The organism is Massilia agilis (assembly GCF_024756255.1).
GTDB lineage: Bacteria > Pseudomonadota > Gammaproteobacteria > Burkholderiales > Burkholderiaceae_D > Telluria > Telluria agilis.
Genome location: NZ_JANUHB010000007.1, coordinates 40183 through 55701, shown reverse-complemented (window position 1 = coordinate 55701; position 15519 = coordinate 40183). Strand labels below are relative to the sequence as shown.

The 15519-nt window shown below is 64.5% G+C and carries 14 protein-coding genes; 4 read left to right on the top strand and 10 right to left on the bottom strand.

What is annotated here, in order from left to right; genetic code table 11:
* The first annotated feature begins 50 nt into the window (after positions 1–50).
* Entirely contained in the window at positions 51–572 is a 522-nt protein-coding gene (locus NX774_RS21775; RefSeq protein WP_258824388.1) for a DUF4142 domain-containing protein, read from the top strand.
* Between the two features lie 449 nt (positions 573–1021).
* Here the strand turns inward: NX774_RS21775 and secF are convergent, their stop codons facing one another.
* The 5 genes from secF to queA form a co-directional block, all read right to left on the bottom strand.
* Positions 1022–2038 (bottom strand): protein translocase subunit SecF, encoded by a 1017-nt coding sequence (secF, locus tag NX774_RS21770; protein WP_258824387.1) that lies wholly within the window; start codon positions 2036–2038, stop codon positions 1022–1024.
* An 18-nt stretch (positions 2039–2056) separates the two neighbouring features.
* The gene (secD, locus tag NX774_RS21765; RefSeq protein ID WP_258824386.1) at positions 2057–3937 is read right to left on the bottom strand and encodes a protein translocase subunit SecD; all 1881 of its coding nucleotides are present in this window, start codon (positions 3935–3937) and stop codon (positions 2057–2059) included.
* A 57-nt stretch (positions 3938–3994) separates the two neighbouring features.
* Complete coding sequence (gene yajC, locus NX774_RS21760; protein WP_258824385.1) at positions 3995–4327, bottom strand: preprotein translocase subunit YajC; 333 nt, start codon at positions 4325–4327, stop codon at positions 3995–3997.
* A gap of 304 nt (positions 4328–4631) precedes the next feature.
* The gene (gene tgt / locus NX774_RS21755; RefSeq protein WP_258824384.1) at positions 4632–5771 is read right to left on the bottom strand and encodes a tRNA guanosine(34) transglycosylase Tgt; all 1140 of its coding nucleotides are present in this window, start codon (positions 5769–5771) and stop codon (positions 4632–4634) included.
* 2 nt (positions 5772–5773) lie between these two features.
* The gene (gene queA, locus NX774_RS21750; RefSeq protein WP_258824383.1) at positions 5774–6799 is read right to left on the bottom strand and encodes a tRNA preQ1(34) S-adenosylmethionine ribosyltransferase-isomerase QueA; all 1026 of its coding nucleotides are present in this window, start codon (positions 6797–6799) and stop codon (positions 5774–5776) included.
* Between the two features lie 218 nt (positions 6800–7017).
* On the opposite strand from queA, the gene recG reads away from it, so the two are divergent.
* The gene (gene recG, locus NX774_RS21745) at positions 7018–9078 is read left to right on the top strand and encodes an ATP-dependent DNA helicase RecG (RefSeq protein WP_258824519.1); all 2061 of its coding nucleotides are present in this window, start codon (positions 7018–7020) and stop codon (positions 9076–9078) included.
* A 229-nt stretch (positions 9079–9307) separates the two neighbouring features.
* Here recG and NX774_RS21740 read toward each other — a convergent pair whose 3' ends face one another.
* The 4 genes from NX774_RS21740 to pyrC form a co-directional block, all read right to left on the bottom strand.
* Positions 9308–9577, bottom strand: coding sequence for a hypothetical protein (locus NX774_RS21740; RefSeq protein ID WP_258824382.1), 270 nt, complete (start codon positions 9575–9577; stop codon positions 9308–9310).
* A gap of 154 nt (positions 9578–9731) precedes the next feature.
* Complete coding sequence (locus NX774_RS21735; protein WP_258824381.1) at positions 9732–10730, bottom strand: Gfo/Idh/MocA family protein; 999 nt, start codon at positions 10728–10730, stop codon at positions 9732–9734.
* Positions 10731–10741: 11 nt separating this feature from the next.
* The gene (locus NX774_RS21730) at positions 10742–11533 is read right to left on the bottom strand and encodes a DUF3025 domain-containing protein (RefSeq protein WP_258824380.1); all 792 of its coding nucleotides are present in this window, start codon (positions 11531–11533) and stop codon (positions 10742–10744) included.
* 6 nt (positions 11534–11539) lie between these two features.
* Positions 11540–12589 (bottom strand): dihydroorotase, encoded by a 1050-nt coding sequence (pyrC, locus tag NX774_RS21725; RefSeq protein ID WP_258824379.1) that lies wholly within the window; start codon positions 12587–12589, stop codon positions 11540–11542.
* A gap of 198 nt (positions 12590–12787) precedes the next feature.
* Here pyrC and NX774_RS21720 point away from each other — a divergent pair, with 198 nt between their 5' ends.
* Together NX774_RS21720 and NX774_RS21715 are read left to right on the top strand one after the other, a co-directional pair.
* Entirely contained in the window at positions 12788–13072 is a 285-nt protein-coding gene (locus tag NX774_RS21720; protein WP_258824378.1) for a UxaA family hydrolase, read from the top strand.
* Positions 13073–13127: 55 nt separating this feature from the next.
* A complete protein-coding gene (locus tag NX774_RS21715; RefSeq protein WP_258824377.1) occupies positions 13128–14297 on the top strand; it encodes a UxaA family hydrolase in 1170 nt (389 codons plus the stop codon).
* A 197-nt stretch (positions 14298–14494) separates the two neighbouring features.
* Here the strand turns inward: NX774_RS21715 and NX774_RS21710 are convergent, their stop codons facing one another.
* The gene (locus NX774_RS21710; RefSeq protein ID WP_258824376.1) at positions 14495–15397 is read right to left on the bottom strand and encodes a LysR family transcriptional regulator; all 903 of its coding nucleotides are present in this window, start codon (positions 15395–15397) and stop codon (positions 14495–14497) included.
* Between the last annotated feature and the right edge of the window lie 122 nt (positions 15398–15519).

Below are 15519 nucleotides of genomic sequence, written 5' to 3'. Positions count from 1 at the left end.
CTTCATCTAATGCAGCAGTTTTCCTGTTCAACTACTTGAAAGGTACTGCCATGAAGATGTTCCACACCATTATTGCCGCCAGCCTGTTCGGCGCCAGCGCCGCCGCCATGGCCCAGGCCAGCGCACCGACCGACCCGCAAATCGCCGCCATCGTGGTGGCCGCCAACAACGCCGATATCGAGGCCGGCAAGCTGGCCGAGAAAAAAACCAGCGATGCCCAGGTCAAGGCATTCGCGCACCAGATGGTGTTCGACCACGGGGGCGTGAACAAGCAGGCGATGGACCTCGTGAAAAAGCTGAAGGTCACACCCGAGGAGAACGACACCAGCAAGAGCCTGAAGAAGAGCGGGGACGAGAACGTGGCCACGCTCAAGAAGCTGTCGGGCAAGAGCTTCGACAAGGCCTACGTGGACCGTGAGGTGACCTACCACCAGTCCGTCATCGACGCGCTGGACAAGTCCCTGATCCCGAACGCGAAGAACGCCGAGCTGAGGAACCTGCTGGTCGGCGTGCGCCCCGCCTTCGTCTCGCACCTGGAGCACGCCAAGTCGCTGCAGGCCACCCTGAAGTAAAGATTGGGGCGGAAAGAAAAAGGCGCTGACTGCGTTAAGTGTGGACGTCGTCCCCGCGCAGGCGGGGACCCATGCTGAGCTACAGGGCCTGCGGCGCGGCTGTGCGGCGGTGCAAATGGTCTATGGGTTCCCGCCTTCGCGGGAACGACGTCCACACTTAACGCGGACAGCGCAAAAAAAATGCCCGCTCCTGGGAGCGGGCAAAGTCCAAAACTAGGGATGTCCTGAAAGAGACGGTTCCATATTAGTTCCCGGGCCTTGCGCACTCTGTGCGATGACTCACACAAAAGAAAAAGTCCCCTCCTCCCGGCGATTGGGACAAAAAAAACCCGCTCACAGGGAGCGGGTGAAGTCCAAAACTAGGGATGTCCTGAAAGAGACAGTTCCCATATTACGCACAGAGGATTGAGCACTCTGTGCGATAACTAACACAATTCAAAAAAGCCACATCAAACGACGGCGCCATCGGTCTCGTCGCGCTGCTTGACCGGTTTGATCAGGTCTTCGCGCTTCACGCCCAGCCACATGGCGATGGCCGCGGCCACGAACACCGACGAGTAAATACCGAAGAGAATACCGATCGTCAGCGCCACCGCGAAGTAATGCAGGGTCTGGCCGCCGAAGAACAGCATCGACAGCACCATCATCTGGGTACAGCCGTGGGTGATGATGGTACGCGAAATGGTGCTGGTGATCGCGTGGTCGATGACTTCGGTCACGCCCATCTTGCGCTGCTTGCGGAAGGTCTCGCGGATCCGGTCGAAAATCACGACCGATTCGTTGACCGAATAGCCCAGCACCGCCAGCACCGCGGCCAGCACGGTCAGCGAAAACTCCCACTGGAAGAACGCAAAGAAGCCGAGGATGATGACCACGTCGTGCAGGTTTGCGACGATCGCCGCCACCGCGAATTTCCATTCGAAGCGCACGGCCAGGTAAATCATCACGCCGATCACCACCATCACCAGCGCATTCATGCCGTTCTGGGCCAGTTCCTCGCCCACCTGCGGGCCGACGAATTCGACGCGCTGCAGGCTCACCACCTCCTTGCCGGCCGCGTCAAAGCAGCCGGTGCGGCTGACCGCCTCGCCTTTTTCGGTGGTCGCCTGGATCTGCTTGGGCGTGCCGTTTTCGGCCGCGCACAACGCACCGAAGACTTTGGCCGAGGTATTCGAGCCCGCCTGGCCTTTCGGCAGGCGCAGCAGCACGTCCTGCGCGGTGCCGAAACTGGACACCTCGGGCTGTTCATAGCCGATCTTTTCCAGGTTGCGGCGGATCTTTTCCTGGTCGGCCGCGTGCGGATAGCGCAGCTCCATCACGGTACCGCCCGTGAACTCGACCGAGAGATGCAGGCCCTTGGTCGCCAGGAACACCACGGCGGCGACGAAGGTCAGCGCCGAGATCACGTTGAAAATCAACGCGTGGCGCATGAACGGGATGTCCCGTTTGATTTTGAAAAATTCCATCTTCTTTCCCGGTTGAGGTTATTTCTTCGCTGCGCCGGCGGCCGGAATGCCGGCCGTCCACACGGTGCCGATGGCGATCTTGCCCAGCTTCTTCTTGCGGCCGTACCAGAGGTTGACCACGCCGCGCGAGACGAACACGGCCGAGAACATCGAGGTCAGGATGCCCAGGCAGTGCACCACCGCGAAGCCGCGCACCGGGCCGGAACCGAACACCAGCAGCGCCAGGCCGACGATCAGGGTGGTCACGTTCGAGTCCAGGATCGTGGCCCACGCATGCTGGAAGCCGGCCGAGATCGCCGCTTGCGGACTGTTCCCGTTACGCAGCTCCTCGCGGATGCGCTCGTTGATCAGCACGTTGGCGTCAATTGCCATACCGAGCGCCAGCGCGATTGCGGCGATACCCGGCAGCGTCAGCGTCGCCTGCATCATCGACAGCAGGGCCAGCAGGAACAGCAGGTTGCAGGCCAGCGCCAGCACGCTGAAGAAACCGAACAGCTGGTAGTAGATGATCATGAAGATCGCGATCGCCACAAAGCCCCACAGGGTCGAGTGCAGGCCCTTGGCGATGTTCTCGGCGCCCAGCTGCGGGCCGACCACGCGCTCTTCGATGAATTCCATCGGCGCGGACAGCGCGCCGGAGCGCAGCAGCAGGGCCAGCTCGGCCGCTTTCTCCGGCGTGCCCATGCCGGTGATGCGGAAGGTCGAGCCCAGTTCGCTCTGGATCACCGGCGCGGTCAGCACCTGGTACTTGCCTTTTTCCTTCAGCAGCACGGCCATGCGCTTGCCCACGTTTTCGCGGGTAGCCTGGCGCATCTTGCGGCCGCCGTCGCCGTTCAGGTCGATCGACACGGCCGGCTGCTGGTTCTCGTCGAAGCTCGGGGTGGCGCTGGAAATGTAATCACCGGTCAGGATCACGTCCTTCGACACCACGATCGGGGCCGCCGGACCGGTGGTGAACAGCTCGTCGTTCAGCGGGATCTGGGCGGTCGTTTCGGTACCCGGGGTGATGCTCGGGTCCACCATGCGCAGTTCCAGCGTGGCGGTGCGGCCGATGATGTCCTTGGCGCGGGCCACGTCCTGCACGCCCGGCAGCTGCACCACGATGCGGTCGGCGCCCTGCTGCTGGATCACCGGCTCGGACACGCCCAGCTCGTTGATGCGCTTGGACAGGGTCGAGATGTTCTGCTTGACGCCTTCTTCCACCGTGCGCTGCAGCGCCTGCGGCTTGAGCGAGACCAAGAGGCGCAGGTCGCTGCCGTCAGCGGCGTCGGCAAACGCCAGGTCCTGGTTCTGGCCAAGCGCGTCGCGCGCCTGGGCGCGGGTGGCGTCGTCGCGGAAGTGGATCACCAGCTGGTCGCCATTGCGCTCGATGCCGGCGTGGCGCACGTTCTTGTCACGCAGGATGCTGCGCGCGCTCGCCTGGATGCCCTTGATCTTGGTCTCCAGCGTCGCCTTGGCGTCCACCTGCAGCAGGAAGTGCACACCGCCGCGCAGGTCCAGGCCCAGGTTCATCGGCTTGGCGCCGAGCGACTCCATCCAGTGCGGGACGTTCTTGGCCAGGTTGACGGTGACGATGTAGTCCGGATCGGTCGGGTCGCGGTTCAGGTCGCGCTCCAGCGCCAGCTTGGCCTTGAACTGGGCGTCGGTGCTGGTGAAGCGCGCCCGCACCGAGGCGGCGTCGCCCACGCCTTCCACGCTGACCGCGGTCGCGGCCAGGCCATCACGCTTGAGCGACTCGGCCACCGTGGTGGCCAGGTCGCTGGTGACCTTGGTCGTGGACTTGCCGGCCGTGACCTGCAGCGCCGGCGACTCGCCGAAGTAGTTGGGCGCCGTGTACAGCAGGCCCAGCAGGACCGTCACAACGATCAGTATGTATTTCCAGACGGGATAGCGATTCATGGTGTTCCAGCGTTCTATGTTGGGCTGCCGGGCGGCCGCGCGGGCCGCCAGGGACGCTTACAGGGACTTCAGGGTGCCTTTCGGCAGCAGCGTCGTGATCGCGTTCTTCTGCACGACGACTTCGGTGTTCGGCGCCACTTCGATGGTCACGTAGGTTTCGTTGACCTTGCTGACCTTGCCGATGATGCCGCCGGCGGTGACGACTTCATCGCCTTTGGCCAGCGCGTCCATCATGGCCTTGAGTTCTTTCTGGCGCTTTTGCTGGGGACGGATCATGAGGAAGTACATGACCACGAACATCAGGATCAGCGGCAGGAAGGTGGTGAGGTTGCCCATCAGGCCGGGTTCGGCCGCTGCCGTGGTTTGCGCGTAAGCGTTGGAAATGAACACAAGGACTCCGATTGTGATAGTTAGATTGAAAAAATAGCGCTGTATTCTAGCACCGGCCATTTGCGCGCGGGCCATTCCCGGCCATATGGGGTGGAGATGCTCTATTGCAAGATGTTGACTTAAAAACTACAGGCGGGACAGGAACTTGGTAGCCTGGATCGCCCTCAACACAAACCAACGTCATCCCGGCGCAGGCCGGGATCCATAGACAGCGTGTGTAATGGAAGAGGAGCGCCGCAGGCCCGCATACTCAGCATGGGTCCCGGCCTGCGCCGGGACGACGTTGGTTAATGGTACGGGTTGTTCAAACACCCCGTGCCCGGTCCGCATTGAACTGCAACCGGAACGCATGGAACCGATCCTCGTCAATCGCGTCGCGAATCTCCTGCATCAGCTTGAGGTAATAGTGCAGGTTGTGGATCGTGTTCAGCCGCGCCCCCAGGATCTCCTTCGAACGGTGCAGGTGATGCAAATACGCCCGCGAGAAGTTCTTGCAGGTGTAGCAATCGCAGGACTCGTCCAGCGGCGCCGTGTCGTCCTTGTAGCGCGCGTTCTTGATCTTCAGGTCGCCAAAGCGGGTGAACAGCCAGCCGTTGCGCGCATTGCGGGTTGGCATCACGCAGTCGAACATGTCCACGCCATTGGCCACGCCTTCGACCAGGTCTTCCGGCGTGCCCACGCCCATCAGGTAGTGTGGCTTGTCCGCCGGCAGGCGCGGGCCGACGTGGGACAGGATGCGCTGCATATCCTCCTTCGGCTCGCCCACCGACAGGCCGCCGATGGCCAGGCCCGGGAAGTCGATCTCTTCCAGCCCGGCCAGCGATTCGTCGCGCAGGCGCTCGTACATGCCGCCCTGGACGATGCCGAACAGCGCGTTCGGGTTCTCGCCGCGATTGAACTCGTTCATCGAGCGCTGGGCCCAGCGCAGCGACATGCGCATCGACTTCGCCGCTTCCTCGGCCGTGGCCGGGCGGCCGTCGATTTCGTACGGCGTGCACTCGTCGAACTGCATCACGATGTCGGAGTTCAGCGAGCGCTGGATCTGCATCGACACTTCCGGCGACAGGAACTGGCGCGAGCCGTCGATGGGCGACGCGAACTTGACGCCTTCTTCCGTAATCTTGCGCATCGCGCCCAGCGAAAACACCTGGAAGCCGCCCGAGTCGGTCAGGATCGGTCCGTTCCAGCCCATGAAGCCATGCAGGCCGCCGAACTTGTCCAGCACCTCGGTGCCCGGGCGCAGCCACAGGTGGAAGGTGTTACCCAGGATGATCTGCGAGCCCACTTCCTTCAGCTCGACGGGCGACATCGCCTTGACCGAGCCATAGGTCCCGACCGGCATGAAGATCGGCGTTTCGATCGTGCCGTGGTTGAGCTTGAGGCGACCGCGGCGCGCGTGCGACAGGCCGCTGGTGTCTTTCTTGAGAAGGGTAAATTCGAGCATGCTTAAAATCGGGATTGGGTGGTCAGCAGCATGGCGTCGCCGTAGCTGAAGAACCGGTATTCGTGGTCGATGGCGTGCGCGTAGGCCTTGCGGATCTCTTCATATCCGGCAAAGGCCGACACCAGCATCATCAACGTGGACTTTGGCAGGTGGAAGTTGGTGATCAGGCGCGTGACGGTCCTGAACTTGTAGCCGGGGGTGATGAACAGGGCCGTGTCGTCGCTGCCGGCCTTGAGCTCGCCGGACTGCGATGCCGACTCCAGCGCGCGCAGGCTGGTGGTGCCCACGGCAACCACGTCGCGCCCTGCCGCTTTGGCGGCGCGCACCGCGTCCACGGTCTCTTGCGGGATCGTGTACCACTCGCTGTGCATCTTGTGCTCGGAGAGGTTCTCCACCCGCACCGGCTGGAAGGTGCCCGCGCCCACGTGCAGCGTTACGTAGGCCAGCTTGACGCCCTTGGCGGCCAGCTTGTCCAGCAGCGGCTGGTCGAAGTGCAGGCCGGCGGTCGGGGCCGCGACCGCGCCCGGCTCCTTGGAATAGACGGTCTGGTAACGCTGCTCGTCGAACTCGCTCGCGCTGTGGTCGATGTAGGGCGGCAGCGGCAGGCTGCCATGCGCCTCGATCAGGTCGAACACGTCGGCATCGAAAATCAGGGTGAAGAACTCGCCGGAGCGCTCGCCGGTGGTGACGTCGAATGCGTCCGCCAGGCGGATCTTCGTCCCCGGCTTGGGCGACTTGGACGCGCGCACTTGCGCCAGCACCGTGCGCGGGTCCACTACGCGCTCGACCAGCACCTCGACCTGGCCGCCGGTTTCCTTGACGCCGAAAAAACGCGCCTTGAGCACGCGCGTGTTGTTCATCACCAGCAGGTCGCCCGGCTGGAGTTGGTCGACGATGTCGGCGAAATGGCGGTCGGTGATCTGCTCGCCATCGAGCTGCAGCAGGCGCGAGGCGCTACGGTCGGGCAGCGGGAACTGCGCGATCCGCTCGGGCGGCAGGTTGAAATCGAAATCGGAGAGCGTGTACATTCTGGTCATTTCTGGAACAATCAGCGCTGACACCCGTACAATACGGGCCTGTAGCGTTTCGGGCGAACCCTCTATTCTACGCCAGCGCACGCCAAATCGCCGCACCGTCATCCCGGCGGAAGCCGGGACCCATGCTGAGCGTCCGCGCACGCGACGTATGGATCCCGGCCTTCGCCGGGATGACGGCGCAGGCGGGCGGCAACTTGAACCCGCAACATATGCCCGCACCCAAACCGAAAGCCACCACGGCCCAGATCGAAGCCAAGCTCGCCAAGCTGGGGCTGCGCTCGGACATGGACCTGGTACTGCACCTGCCCATGCGCTACGAGGACGAAACGAAAGTCGTCACGATCCGCGAAGCCTGCATGCGCGGCGGCCAGACCTGGCAGGTCGAGGGCGTGGTGGTCAAGAACGAAATCGCGTTCAAGCCGCGGCGCCAGCTGCTGGTGACGATCTCGGACGACACCGGCGAAGTGCTCCTGCGTTTCATGAACTTCTACGGCAGCCAGGTCAAGCAGCTGGCCGAGGGCACGCGCGTGCGTGCGCGCGGCGACCTCAAGCACGGCTTCTTTGGCGCCGAGATGGTGCACCCGGCCTACAAGGTGGTCAACGAAGGCGCGCCGCTGCCCACATCGCTCACGCCCGTGTACCCCTCGGGTGAAGGGCTGTCGCAGGCCATCCTGCGCCGCGCGATTGCCGACGCGATGAAGCGCGTGGACTGGCGCGACACGCTGCCGCAGGCGCTCAGGGCGCAGCTGCAGCTGTCCGATTTTGAACCGTCGATCAAGCTGCTGCACTACCCGCCCACCGACGTGGACGAGCACGCGCTGACCGAGCGCACCCATCCCGCGTGGGTACGGATGAAGTTCGACGAGCTGCTGGCGCAGCAGCTCTCGCTCAAGCGCGCCCAGCGCGCGCGGCGCGACAAGGGCGCACCCCAGCTGCGCGCGGTGGGCGCGCTGTCCGACGCGTTCCTGGCGGCCCTGTCGTTCCAACTTACCGGTGCCCAGCAGCGCGTGGTGCGCGAGATCCGCGCCGACCTGCGCGAAGGCTTTCCCATGCAGCGGCTGCTGCAGGGCGACGTCGGCAGCGGCAAGACCGTGGTGGCAGCGCTGGCCGCGGCGCAGGCCATCGACAGCGGTTACCAGGCCGCGCTGATGGCACCGACCGAGATCCTGGCCGAGCAGCACTTCCGCAAGATCGCGGCGTGGATGGAGCCGCTCGGCGTGAAGGTTGCGTGGCTGACCGGCAGCCTGAAGAAAAAGGAAAAGGAAGCGGCGGTCGCAATGGTGGAGTCGGGCGAGGCGCAGCTGGCCATCGGCACGCATGCGCTGATCCAGGACACGGTCAATTTCGCCAAACTGGGCCTGGTCATCGTGGACGAGCAGCACCGGTTTGGCGTGGGCCAGCGCCTCACCTTGCGCAACAAGGGCGCGGGCAGCGAGGTGCCGCACCAGTTGATGATGTCCGCCACCCCGATCCCGCGCACGCTGGCGATGACCTATTACGCCGACCTTGAGGTATCGGTGATCGACGAGCTCCCGCCCGGCCGCAGCCCCATTGTCACGCGTGCCATCGACCAGAACCGGCGCGACGAAGTGATCGAGCGCGTGCACGCGGCCGCGCTGGAAGGCCGGCAGGTGTACTGGGTCTGCCCGCTGATCGAGGAATCGGAAGCGCTGCAACTGCAGACTGCGACCGAAACCTACGAGACGCTGGCCGAAGCCCTGCCCGACCTGAAGGTGGGCCTGGTCCACGGACGGCTCAAGCCCGCCGAAAAGCAGGAGGTGATGGACGCCTTCGCGGCGGGCCAGGTGCATGTGCTGGTGGCCACCACCGTCATCGAGGTGGGCGTGGACGTGCCGAACGCCTCGTTGATGGTGATCGAGCACGCGGAACGCTTTGGCCTGTCGCAGCTGCACCAACTGCGCGGGCGCGTGGGTCGCGGGTCAGCGGCCAGCGTGTGCCTGCTGCTTTACCAAAGCCCGCTTGGCCCGGTGGCCAAGGAACGCCTGATGACGATGCGCGAGACCACCGACGGCTTCGAGATCGCGCGGCGCGACCTGGAGATCCGCGGCCCCGGTGAGTTCCTTGGCGCGCGCCAGTCCGGGCAGGCGATGCTGCGCTTTGCGAACCTGGAGACAGACCAGTGGATCGTCGAACAGGCGCGCGACGTGGCGCAGCACCTGCTGCAGGAAGAGCACGGACCGTACCGCTTTACCGTGGACGCGCACCTCGAGCGCTGGCTCGGCGGGCGCGAGGAATTCCTGAAGGTTTAGTGTCGACCGCCGCGGGCTGCGATAAGACGTGCTCGAACGCGGGGCTCGCCGAGTGGAGCTGTGAATTTCGAGCGTTGACATGAGCACGTCGTCCCCGCGCAGGCGGGGACCCATGCTGAGCGTGCTTACACGCTGTCTATGGGTCCCCGCCTGCGCGGGGACGACGGTTCAAGACTCAACACTTGGCGCAGACGATCCGAACGTTTCCGTTGGATCGCCGCGCTACCGATTACTTGGCAGCGGCAGCCGGCTCGGTCTTGGCAGCGCCGGTGTCGGTTGCTGCTTCAGCCTTCTTGGCCACCTTTTTGTGAGCCTTGGCTTTCTTGTGCTTCGGCTCGGCCTTGGCGACCTTGGTGGTGTCGGTCGTCGCTTTCGCATCCGTTGCCGGTGCGGCGGCTTCGGTCTTCTGCACCGGTGCGGCCGGAGCGGCAGCCGGGGTCTGCGCGAATGCAGCGGTTGCGAACAGGCCGGCGATCAGGGTAGCGATAACTTTTTTCATGGCGGTGGTCCTTTGTGGTTTATCAGGTAGTGCACGATTTGCGTGCTACTGAGCCAAAAACGGATCGCCTGCCTCGGCTGTTGACGCGATTTACATTTGCTTACGTTGCATGCAAACGGTTACATCCGTAGGGTGGGCGGGTTTCCCGCCCACCCTACGGTGATTCCGGCTGGTCGGACGAATAGGACAACCCGATCTGGCGCCGGATCTCGTCCATGACCGCCATCAGCGACAGCGTCTCATCATGCGTCATGCCCGGGCTTTCGATCTGCCCGGCCAGAAAGCAGCGCTGTGCCTCGATCGCCTCGTGTACGTAGCCGTTGCCGATGAACGGCGTGTGCACGGTGCGCGCACTGCCGTCATCGAGCACGACGCTCAGCGATTGCGCCTTGTAGAACATGGTGTTCATGCGCACGTGCCCGCGTTCCCCCGCCACCGTCAGCTCACCGGGCGCGCGCGCCAGCAGCGAGCAGGCGCATACGGACATGCCGCCGCCCCGGTGCCTGAGCGTGAATCCGGTCTGCACATCGACGCCGGTGGCGCCGAACTCGGCCTGCGCCCGTACCGACTCGACTGGCCCCAGCAGCGCAGCCGCCACCGACAGCGGATAAATGCCAAGGTCCAGCAGCGCGCCGCCGCCCAGCGCCGGATTGAAGGCGCGGTGCTCGGGGCCGAAGTCGGCCTTGAAGCCAAAATCGGCAAAGACCTGGTGCGGGGCGCCGATCTCGCCGGACGCGATAATGCGCCGCACCTCGGCCATCGCGGGCAAGAAGCGCGTCCACATCGCTTCCATCAAAAACAGCTTCTTCGAACGCGCCAGCGCCACCACCTGCTCCGCTTCGCGCAGGTTCATCGCAAACGGCTTCTCGCACAATACGCCCTTGCCGCCGTTAAGCGCCATCAGTGCGTTTTGGGCGTGCATGGTGTGGGGCGTGGCGATGTACACCAGGTCCACGTCCGTCGAATCAGCCAGGTCCTGGTATGCGCCGTATGCCCATTCAATCTCGAATTCGGCCGCAAAGCGCTGCGCCGACTCCAGCGTGCGCGATGCGACGGCAGTGAGCACCGCGCCGGGCGTATCCTTGAGCGCGCTGGCGAACGCGCGCGCGATCTTGCCGGTGCCGATAATCCCCCAGCGTACCTTGTCGCTCATGGGCTCTCCCATCAAATGTTCCGCTTGGGCCGGAACACGCTCGCGTCCGCGTAGAACGCCTCATCCTGGTCCGGCCACCAGCGCGGCACGCCGAGGACCGGCAGCGGCGTGAAGCAGGAATTGTCCAGCCCATCTTCCCTGAGTTCGGCCGCGACACGCAAGTCGATCCAGCCGCGCTGCTCGTGTGCGGGCAGCGCGAAATAGGCATCGTCCGCCACCACGACGCGAGTATGCGCCGTGATCGCCTTGCGTGGCGCCACCAGCTTTTCCATCAGCGCGTGGCCGAACGACCATACCTGCGCGTCGCGCCCGAACATGGCACGGCGCTCGAACAGTGCTGCATGCCACTGGTGCGCACGCAGCAGCCCGACCAGCTCCCTGCCCTCGTCCGAATCGCGCACCACGAGCAGCGCCGCGTTCTCGTCGAAGATGGTGGCCGCGTCGCGCGCCGGGCCGCGCGATTTGCCCACGCCGGCCTGCGCGATCTGCGCCGCCTGCAGCGCGTTGAGCTCGCGCTTGATGAGCGGGAAGGTCTGCCACACCAGGGCGTTGAAGAAGTCATGCAGGTTGTCGCGCGTGGGCACGCAGCCGGTGGCGCCGATGTGCTCCTCGTAAGCCGTCCCTTCCGGCAGCGCGGCCTGCGGCACGAAACGGATCGGCTGGCCGCGGTGGTTGACGAGCCCCAGCGCCGCAGCGCTGGCGTTGAACGCTTCAATGAACTCGTCGCCCGCCAAGTGCACCTGCGCGAACGCCGGCCGCACCGAATCGAGCCACGGCCGCGACCAGTCGATTTGCGACAGCATGGCCCGTTACAGCATCTTCCAGTTGACCTGCTCGCCGGCGTTCAGCGGCACCAGCTGCGATTCGCCGAACGGCACGGTGGCGGGCAGCGTCCACGGCTCGCGCTTGAGCGTCATCGTGCCTTCATTGACCGGCAGGCCGTAGAAGGCCGGGCCGTTCAGGCTGGCGAACGCTTCGAGCTTGTCGAGCGCGCCCGCCTGCTCGAACGCGGTGGCGTACAGCTCCATCGCATGCAATGCGGTGTAGCAGCCGGCGCAGCCGCACGAGGTTTCCTTCGCGCCGATTGCGTGCGGCGCCGAGTCGGTGCCAAGGAAGAAGCGCTCGTCGCCGCTGGTGGCGGCCGTGAGCAGCGCCAGGCGGTGCTCTTCGCGCTTGAGCACGGGCAGGCAGTAGTAGTGCGGGCGAATGCCGCCGCGGAAAATCTCGTTGCGGTTGTAGAGCAGGTGGTGGGCGGTGATGGTCGCGCCGATCGGGCCTTCGGCCTCAGCCACGTACTGCGCCGCGTCCTTGGTGGTGATGTGTTCGAACACGATCTTCAGTTCCGGCAGGTCGCGTCGCAGCGGGCGCATCACGCGCTCGATGAACACGGCCTCGCGGTCGAACAGGTCGATGTCGCCGTCGGTCACCTCGCCATGCACCAGCAGCGGCATTTCCACTTCCTGCATCGCTTCGAGCGTCTTGTAGCACTTCTTCAGGTCGGTCACCCCGGCGGCCGAGTTGGTGGTCGCACCCGCCGGGTACAGCTTCACCGCGTGGATGAAGTCGGTGTCCTGCGCGCGGCGGATCTCGTCCGGATCGGTGTTATCGGTCAGGTACAGCGTCATCAAGGGCTCGAACTTGAGCCCCGGCGGCAGCGCGGCCACGATGCGCTCGCGGTAGGCGGTGGCGGCGGCCACGGTGGTGACGGGCGGCTTCAGGTTCGGCATCACGATGGCGCGGGCGAACTGGCGCGCGCTGTGCTGCACCACGCTGGCCAGGTGCGCGCCGTCGCGCAGGTGCAGGTGCCAGTCGTCTGGGCGGGTGATGGTGATCGTTTGCGGGGTTTCGATGGAGGACATGAGGCGGCTTTCGTAGAGCGGACTGCCCGCTATTTTACCTGCTGCCACCCACGTCCTGCGCGCCGGGCCCGTATTGACGGGGCGAGGTCATCCAGACACAGACACAATTCATATAGATGATGCAGTTGACACGTATGAATTCGCGGAGTACGATGGCTTCACGGTTCAAACACGAACTGACCGGACAAGGAGACAGAAATGATTCATTTTGTGGTGCATGAAGAGGGTGATTCGGTGGGCACGGTGGTGGTCGTGGACGGCGTCAAGGCTGGTTCCTCGCTGAGCGGCTGGGTCATGGAGCAGGACAAGATCGTTGAGATGCGCACCGGCAGCGACATCCCCGTCGGCCACAAGATCGCGCTGAAGGACCTGAACGTGGGCGACACCGTGATCAAGTACGGCGTGGACATCGGCAAGGTCGTCTCGCCCATCAAGGCCGGCGAGCACCTGCACGTGCACAACGTCAAGACCAAGCGCTGGTAAGCCGAGCGGCACCCAGGCAGAGCCCTAGCAAACGAATTCGGAATCGGAGACAGAAATGATTAACAAGGACACCACCTTCCTCGGCTACCGCCGCGAAAACGGCCGCGTTGGCGTGCGCAATCACGTCATCATCCTGCCGGTGGACGACATCTCGAACGCCGCCGCCGAGGCAGTGGCCAACAACATCAAGGGCACGATGGCGCTGCCGCACCCGTACGGCCGCCTGCAGTTCGGCGCCGACCTGGAGCTGCACTTCCGCACCCTTATCGGCACTGGCGCGAACCCGAACGTGGCCGCGGTGGTTGTGATCGGCATCGAGCCGCAGTGGACCAAGCTGATCGTGGACGGCATCGCCGCCACCGGCAAGCCGGTGCAGGGCTTCGCCATCGAGCACCACGGCGACCACGACACGATCTACCGCGCATCGAAGGCAGCACGCGAAATGGTGCAGTTCGCCTCCGAAAAGCAGCGCGAAGAGTGCAATATCAGCGAGCTGTGGGTCTCGACCAAGTGCGGCGAATCGGACACCACCTCCGGCTGCGGCGCCAACCCGACTGTGGGCAACGCGTTCGACAAGCTGTACGACGTGGGTGCAACGCTGGTGTTCGGCGAAACGACCGAGCTGACCGGCGGCGAACACCTGGTGGCCGCGCGCTGCGCTACCCCGGACGTCAAGGAAAAGTTCATGGCCTTCTTCAACCGCTACCAGGACGTCGTCAACCGCCACAAGACCAGCGACCTGTCGGACTCGCAGCCGACCAAGGGCAACATCGCTGGCGGCCTGACCACGATCGAGGAAAAAGCGCTGGGCAACATCCAGAAGATCGGCAAAAAGTGCAAGGTGGATGGCGTGCTGGACAAGGCCGAAACCCCGACCGGACCGGGCCTGTGGTTCATGGATTCGTCGTCGGCCGCGGCCGAGATGGTGACGCTGTGCGCGGCGTCGGGCTATGCGGTGCACTTCTTCCCGACCGGCCAGGGCAACGTGATCGGCAACCCGATCCTCCCGGTGATCAAGATCTGCGCCAATCCGAAGACGGTACGCACGATGGAAGAGCACATCGACGTGGACACCTCGGGCCTGCTGCAGCGCGAGCTGAACATGGATGGCGCCGGTGACAAGCTGCTCGAATGCCTGCTGCGCACCGCCAACGGCCGCCTGACCGCCGCCGAGGCGCTGGGTCACCGCGAGTTCGTGCTGACCCGCCTGTACGAGTCGGCTTAACCCAGCCTGAAAGCACGTCGTCCCCGCGCAGGCGGGGACCCATGGAACGCTCGCACGGCGGCATGGTTTGAAGCCGCCGAAGTGCAAGCTCAGCATGGGTCCCCGCCTGGCGCGGGGACGACGTTTTTGTAGGGTGGGCTCTCGAGCCCACGCCGTTGCAAGCGGCGCGTATCACCGCGTGGGCTCAGGAGCCCACGCTACGCGCGCTTCGCCGTCGCCACCTTCGCATCCGGAAAGCACTCCTTCACCGCCTCCGTGAACGCCATCCTGCTGTGGCGCGTGCGTTCCAGCAGCCCCACGCAGCGCTCGGTCGTTACCCCGGGCAGCGGAATCACCCGCAGCGCCTTGTCCTTGTCCCACTGAACGTTCGCCAGCTGCGGCACGATCGACACCCCAAATCCCTGCCGCACGATCTCGATCATCGCCTCCACCGAGTTCAGCTCCAGCTCGTCGCGCGTGGTCACACCCACCTGGCTGAGCACGTCCTTCACCAGCAGCCCGGTCCACGTATCCCGGTCAAAGCGGATGAACGGCGCCTGCTGCAGGATGTCCAGCGGCAGATCCGGCAGCTTGAAGTGCGGCCGGCGCGGCACGATCAGCACCATCGGCTCGTTGTACAGCGGCGTCCACACCAGCGTCGAGGCCAGCGCCCGCGGCGGCTTGGTGACGATGGCCGCATCCAGCTCGCCATGCTCGACCTGGTAGGCAAAGTCGCTCGACAGCCCCACGAACAGCTGAATCTTCAGCCGCGGGTGCTCGCGCTTGAGGCGCCAGAGCGCGTCCGCGAACGATCCCATCAGCGTTGATACCAGCGCACCCATCATCACCCTGCCCGACAGCTCGCCGCTCTCGTCGGCATTGGCCAGCGCCTCGAAGCGCACCAGCAGTTCCTCGACCTGCGGCACCGCCTTGCGCCCGGCGGTGTTCAGAACGACCGACCGTGGTCCGCGGTCAAACAACACCTGGTTAAGCTCTTCTTCCAGCGCGCGGATCTGCAGCCCGACCGCAGCCGGGGTCAGCCCGATCTCCTTGCCGGCCGCGGCAAAGGTGCCGTACTTGGCGACGGCGAGGAAGGTCTTGAAGGTTCGGATCGATGCCACGCTGGTCTCCTGCGAGAGGGAAAACGACACCCAAATAATAAAGAATTTCTTTATGTCGAACAAATAAAGTTTAGCTTTCGTTTGCCTATGCATTGGTCCAGAATGGACTTGTCAGCTGAATC

What these genes read in the sequence shown, in the direction of transcription:
- recG (WP_258824519.1), top strand. Translation starts at nt 7,018, where the DNA reads ATGCCCGCACCCAAACCGAAAGCCACCACGGCCCAGATCGAAGCCAAG.
- tgt (WP_258824384.1), bottom strand. Translation starts at nt 5,771, where the DNA reads ATGCTCGAATTTACCCTTCTCAAGAAAGACACCAGCGGCCTGTCGCAC.
- NX774_RS21720 (WP_258824378.1), top strand. Translation starts at nt 12,788, where the DNA reads ATGATTCATTTTGTGGTGCATGAAGAGGGTGATTCGGTGGGCACGGTG.
- secD (WP_258824386.1), bottom strand. Translation starts at nt 3,937, where the DNA reads ATGAATCGCTATCCCGTCTGGAAATACATACTGATCGTTGTGACGGTC.
- queA (WP_258824383.1), bottom strand. Translation starts at nt 6,799, where the DNA reads ATGTACACGCTCTCCGATTTCGATTTCAACCTGCCGCCCGAGCGGATC.
- pyrC (WP_258824379.1), bottom strand. Translation starts at nt 12,589, where the DNA reads ATGTCCTCCATCGAAACCCCGCAAACGATCACCATCACCCGCCCAGAC.
- NX774_RS21740 (WP_258824382.1), bottom strand. Translation starts at nt 9,577, where the DNA reads ATGAAAAAAGTTATCGCTACCCTGATCGCCGGCCTGTTCGCAACCGCT.
- NX774_RS21735 (WP_258824381.1), bottom strand. Translation starts at nt 10,730, where the DNA reads ATGAGCGACAAGGTACGCTGGGGGATTATCGGCACCGGCAAGATCGCG.
- secF (WP_258824387.1), bottom strand. Translation starts at nt 2,038, where the DNA reads ATGGAATTTTTCAAAATCAAACGGGACATCCCGTTCATGCGCCACGCG.
- NX774_RS21775 (WP_258824388.1), top strand. Translation starts at nt 51, where the DNA reads ATGAAGATGTTCCACACCATTATTGCCGCCAGCCTGTTCGGCGCCAGC.
- NX774_RS21715 (WP_258824377.1), top strand. Translation starts at nt 13,128, where the DNA reads ATGATTAACAAGGACACCACCTTCCTCGGCTACCGCCGCGAAAACGGC.
- NX774_RS21730 (WP_258824380.1), bottom strand. Translation starts at nt 11,533, where the DNA reads ATGCTGTCGCAAATCGACTGGTCGCGGCCGTGGCTCGATTCGGTGCGG.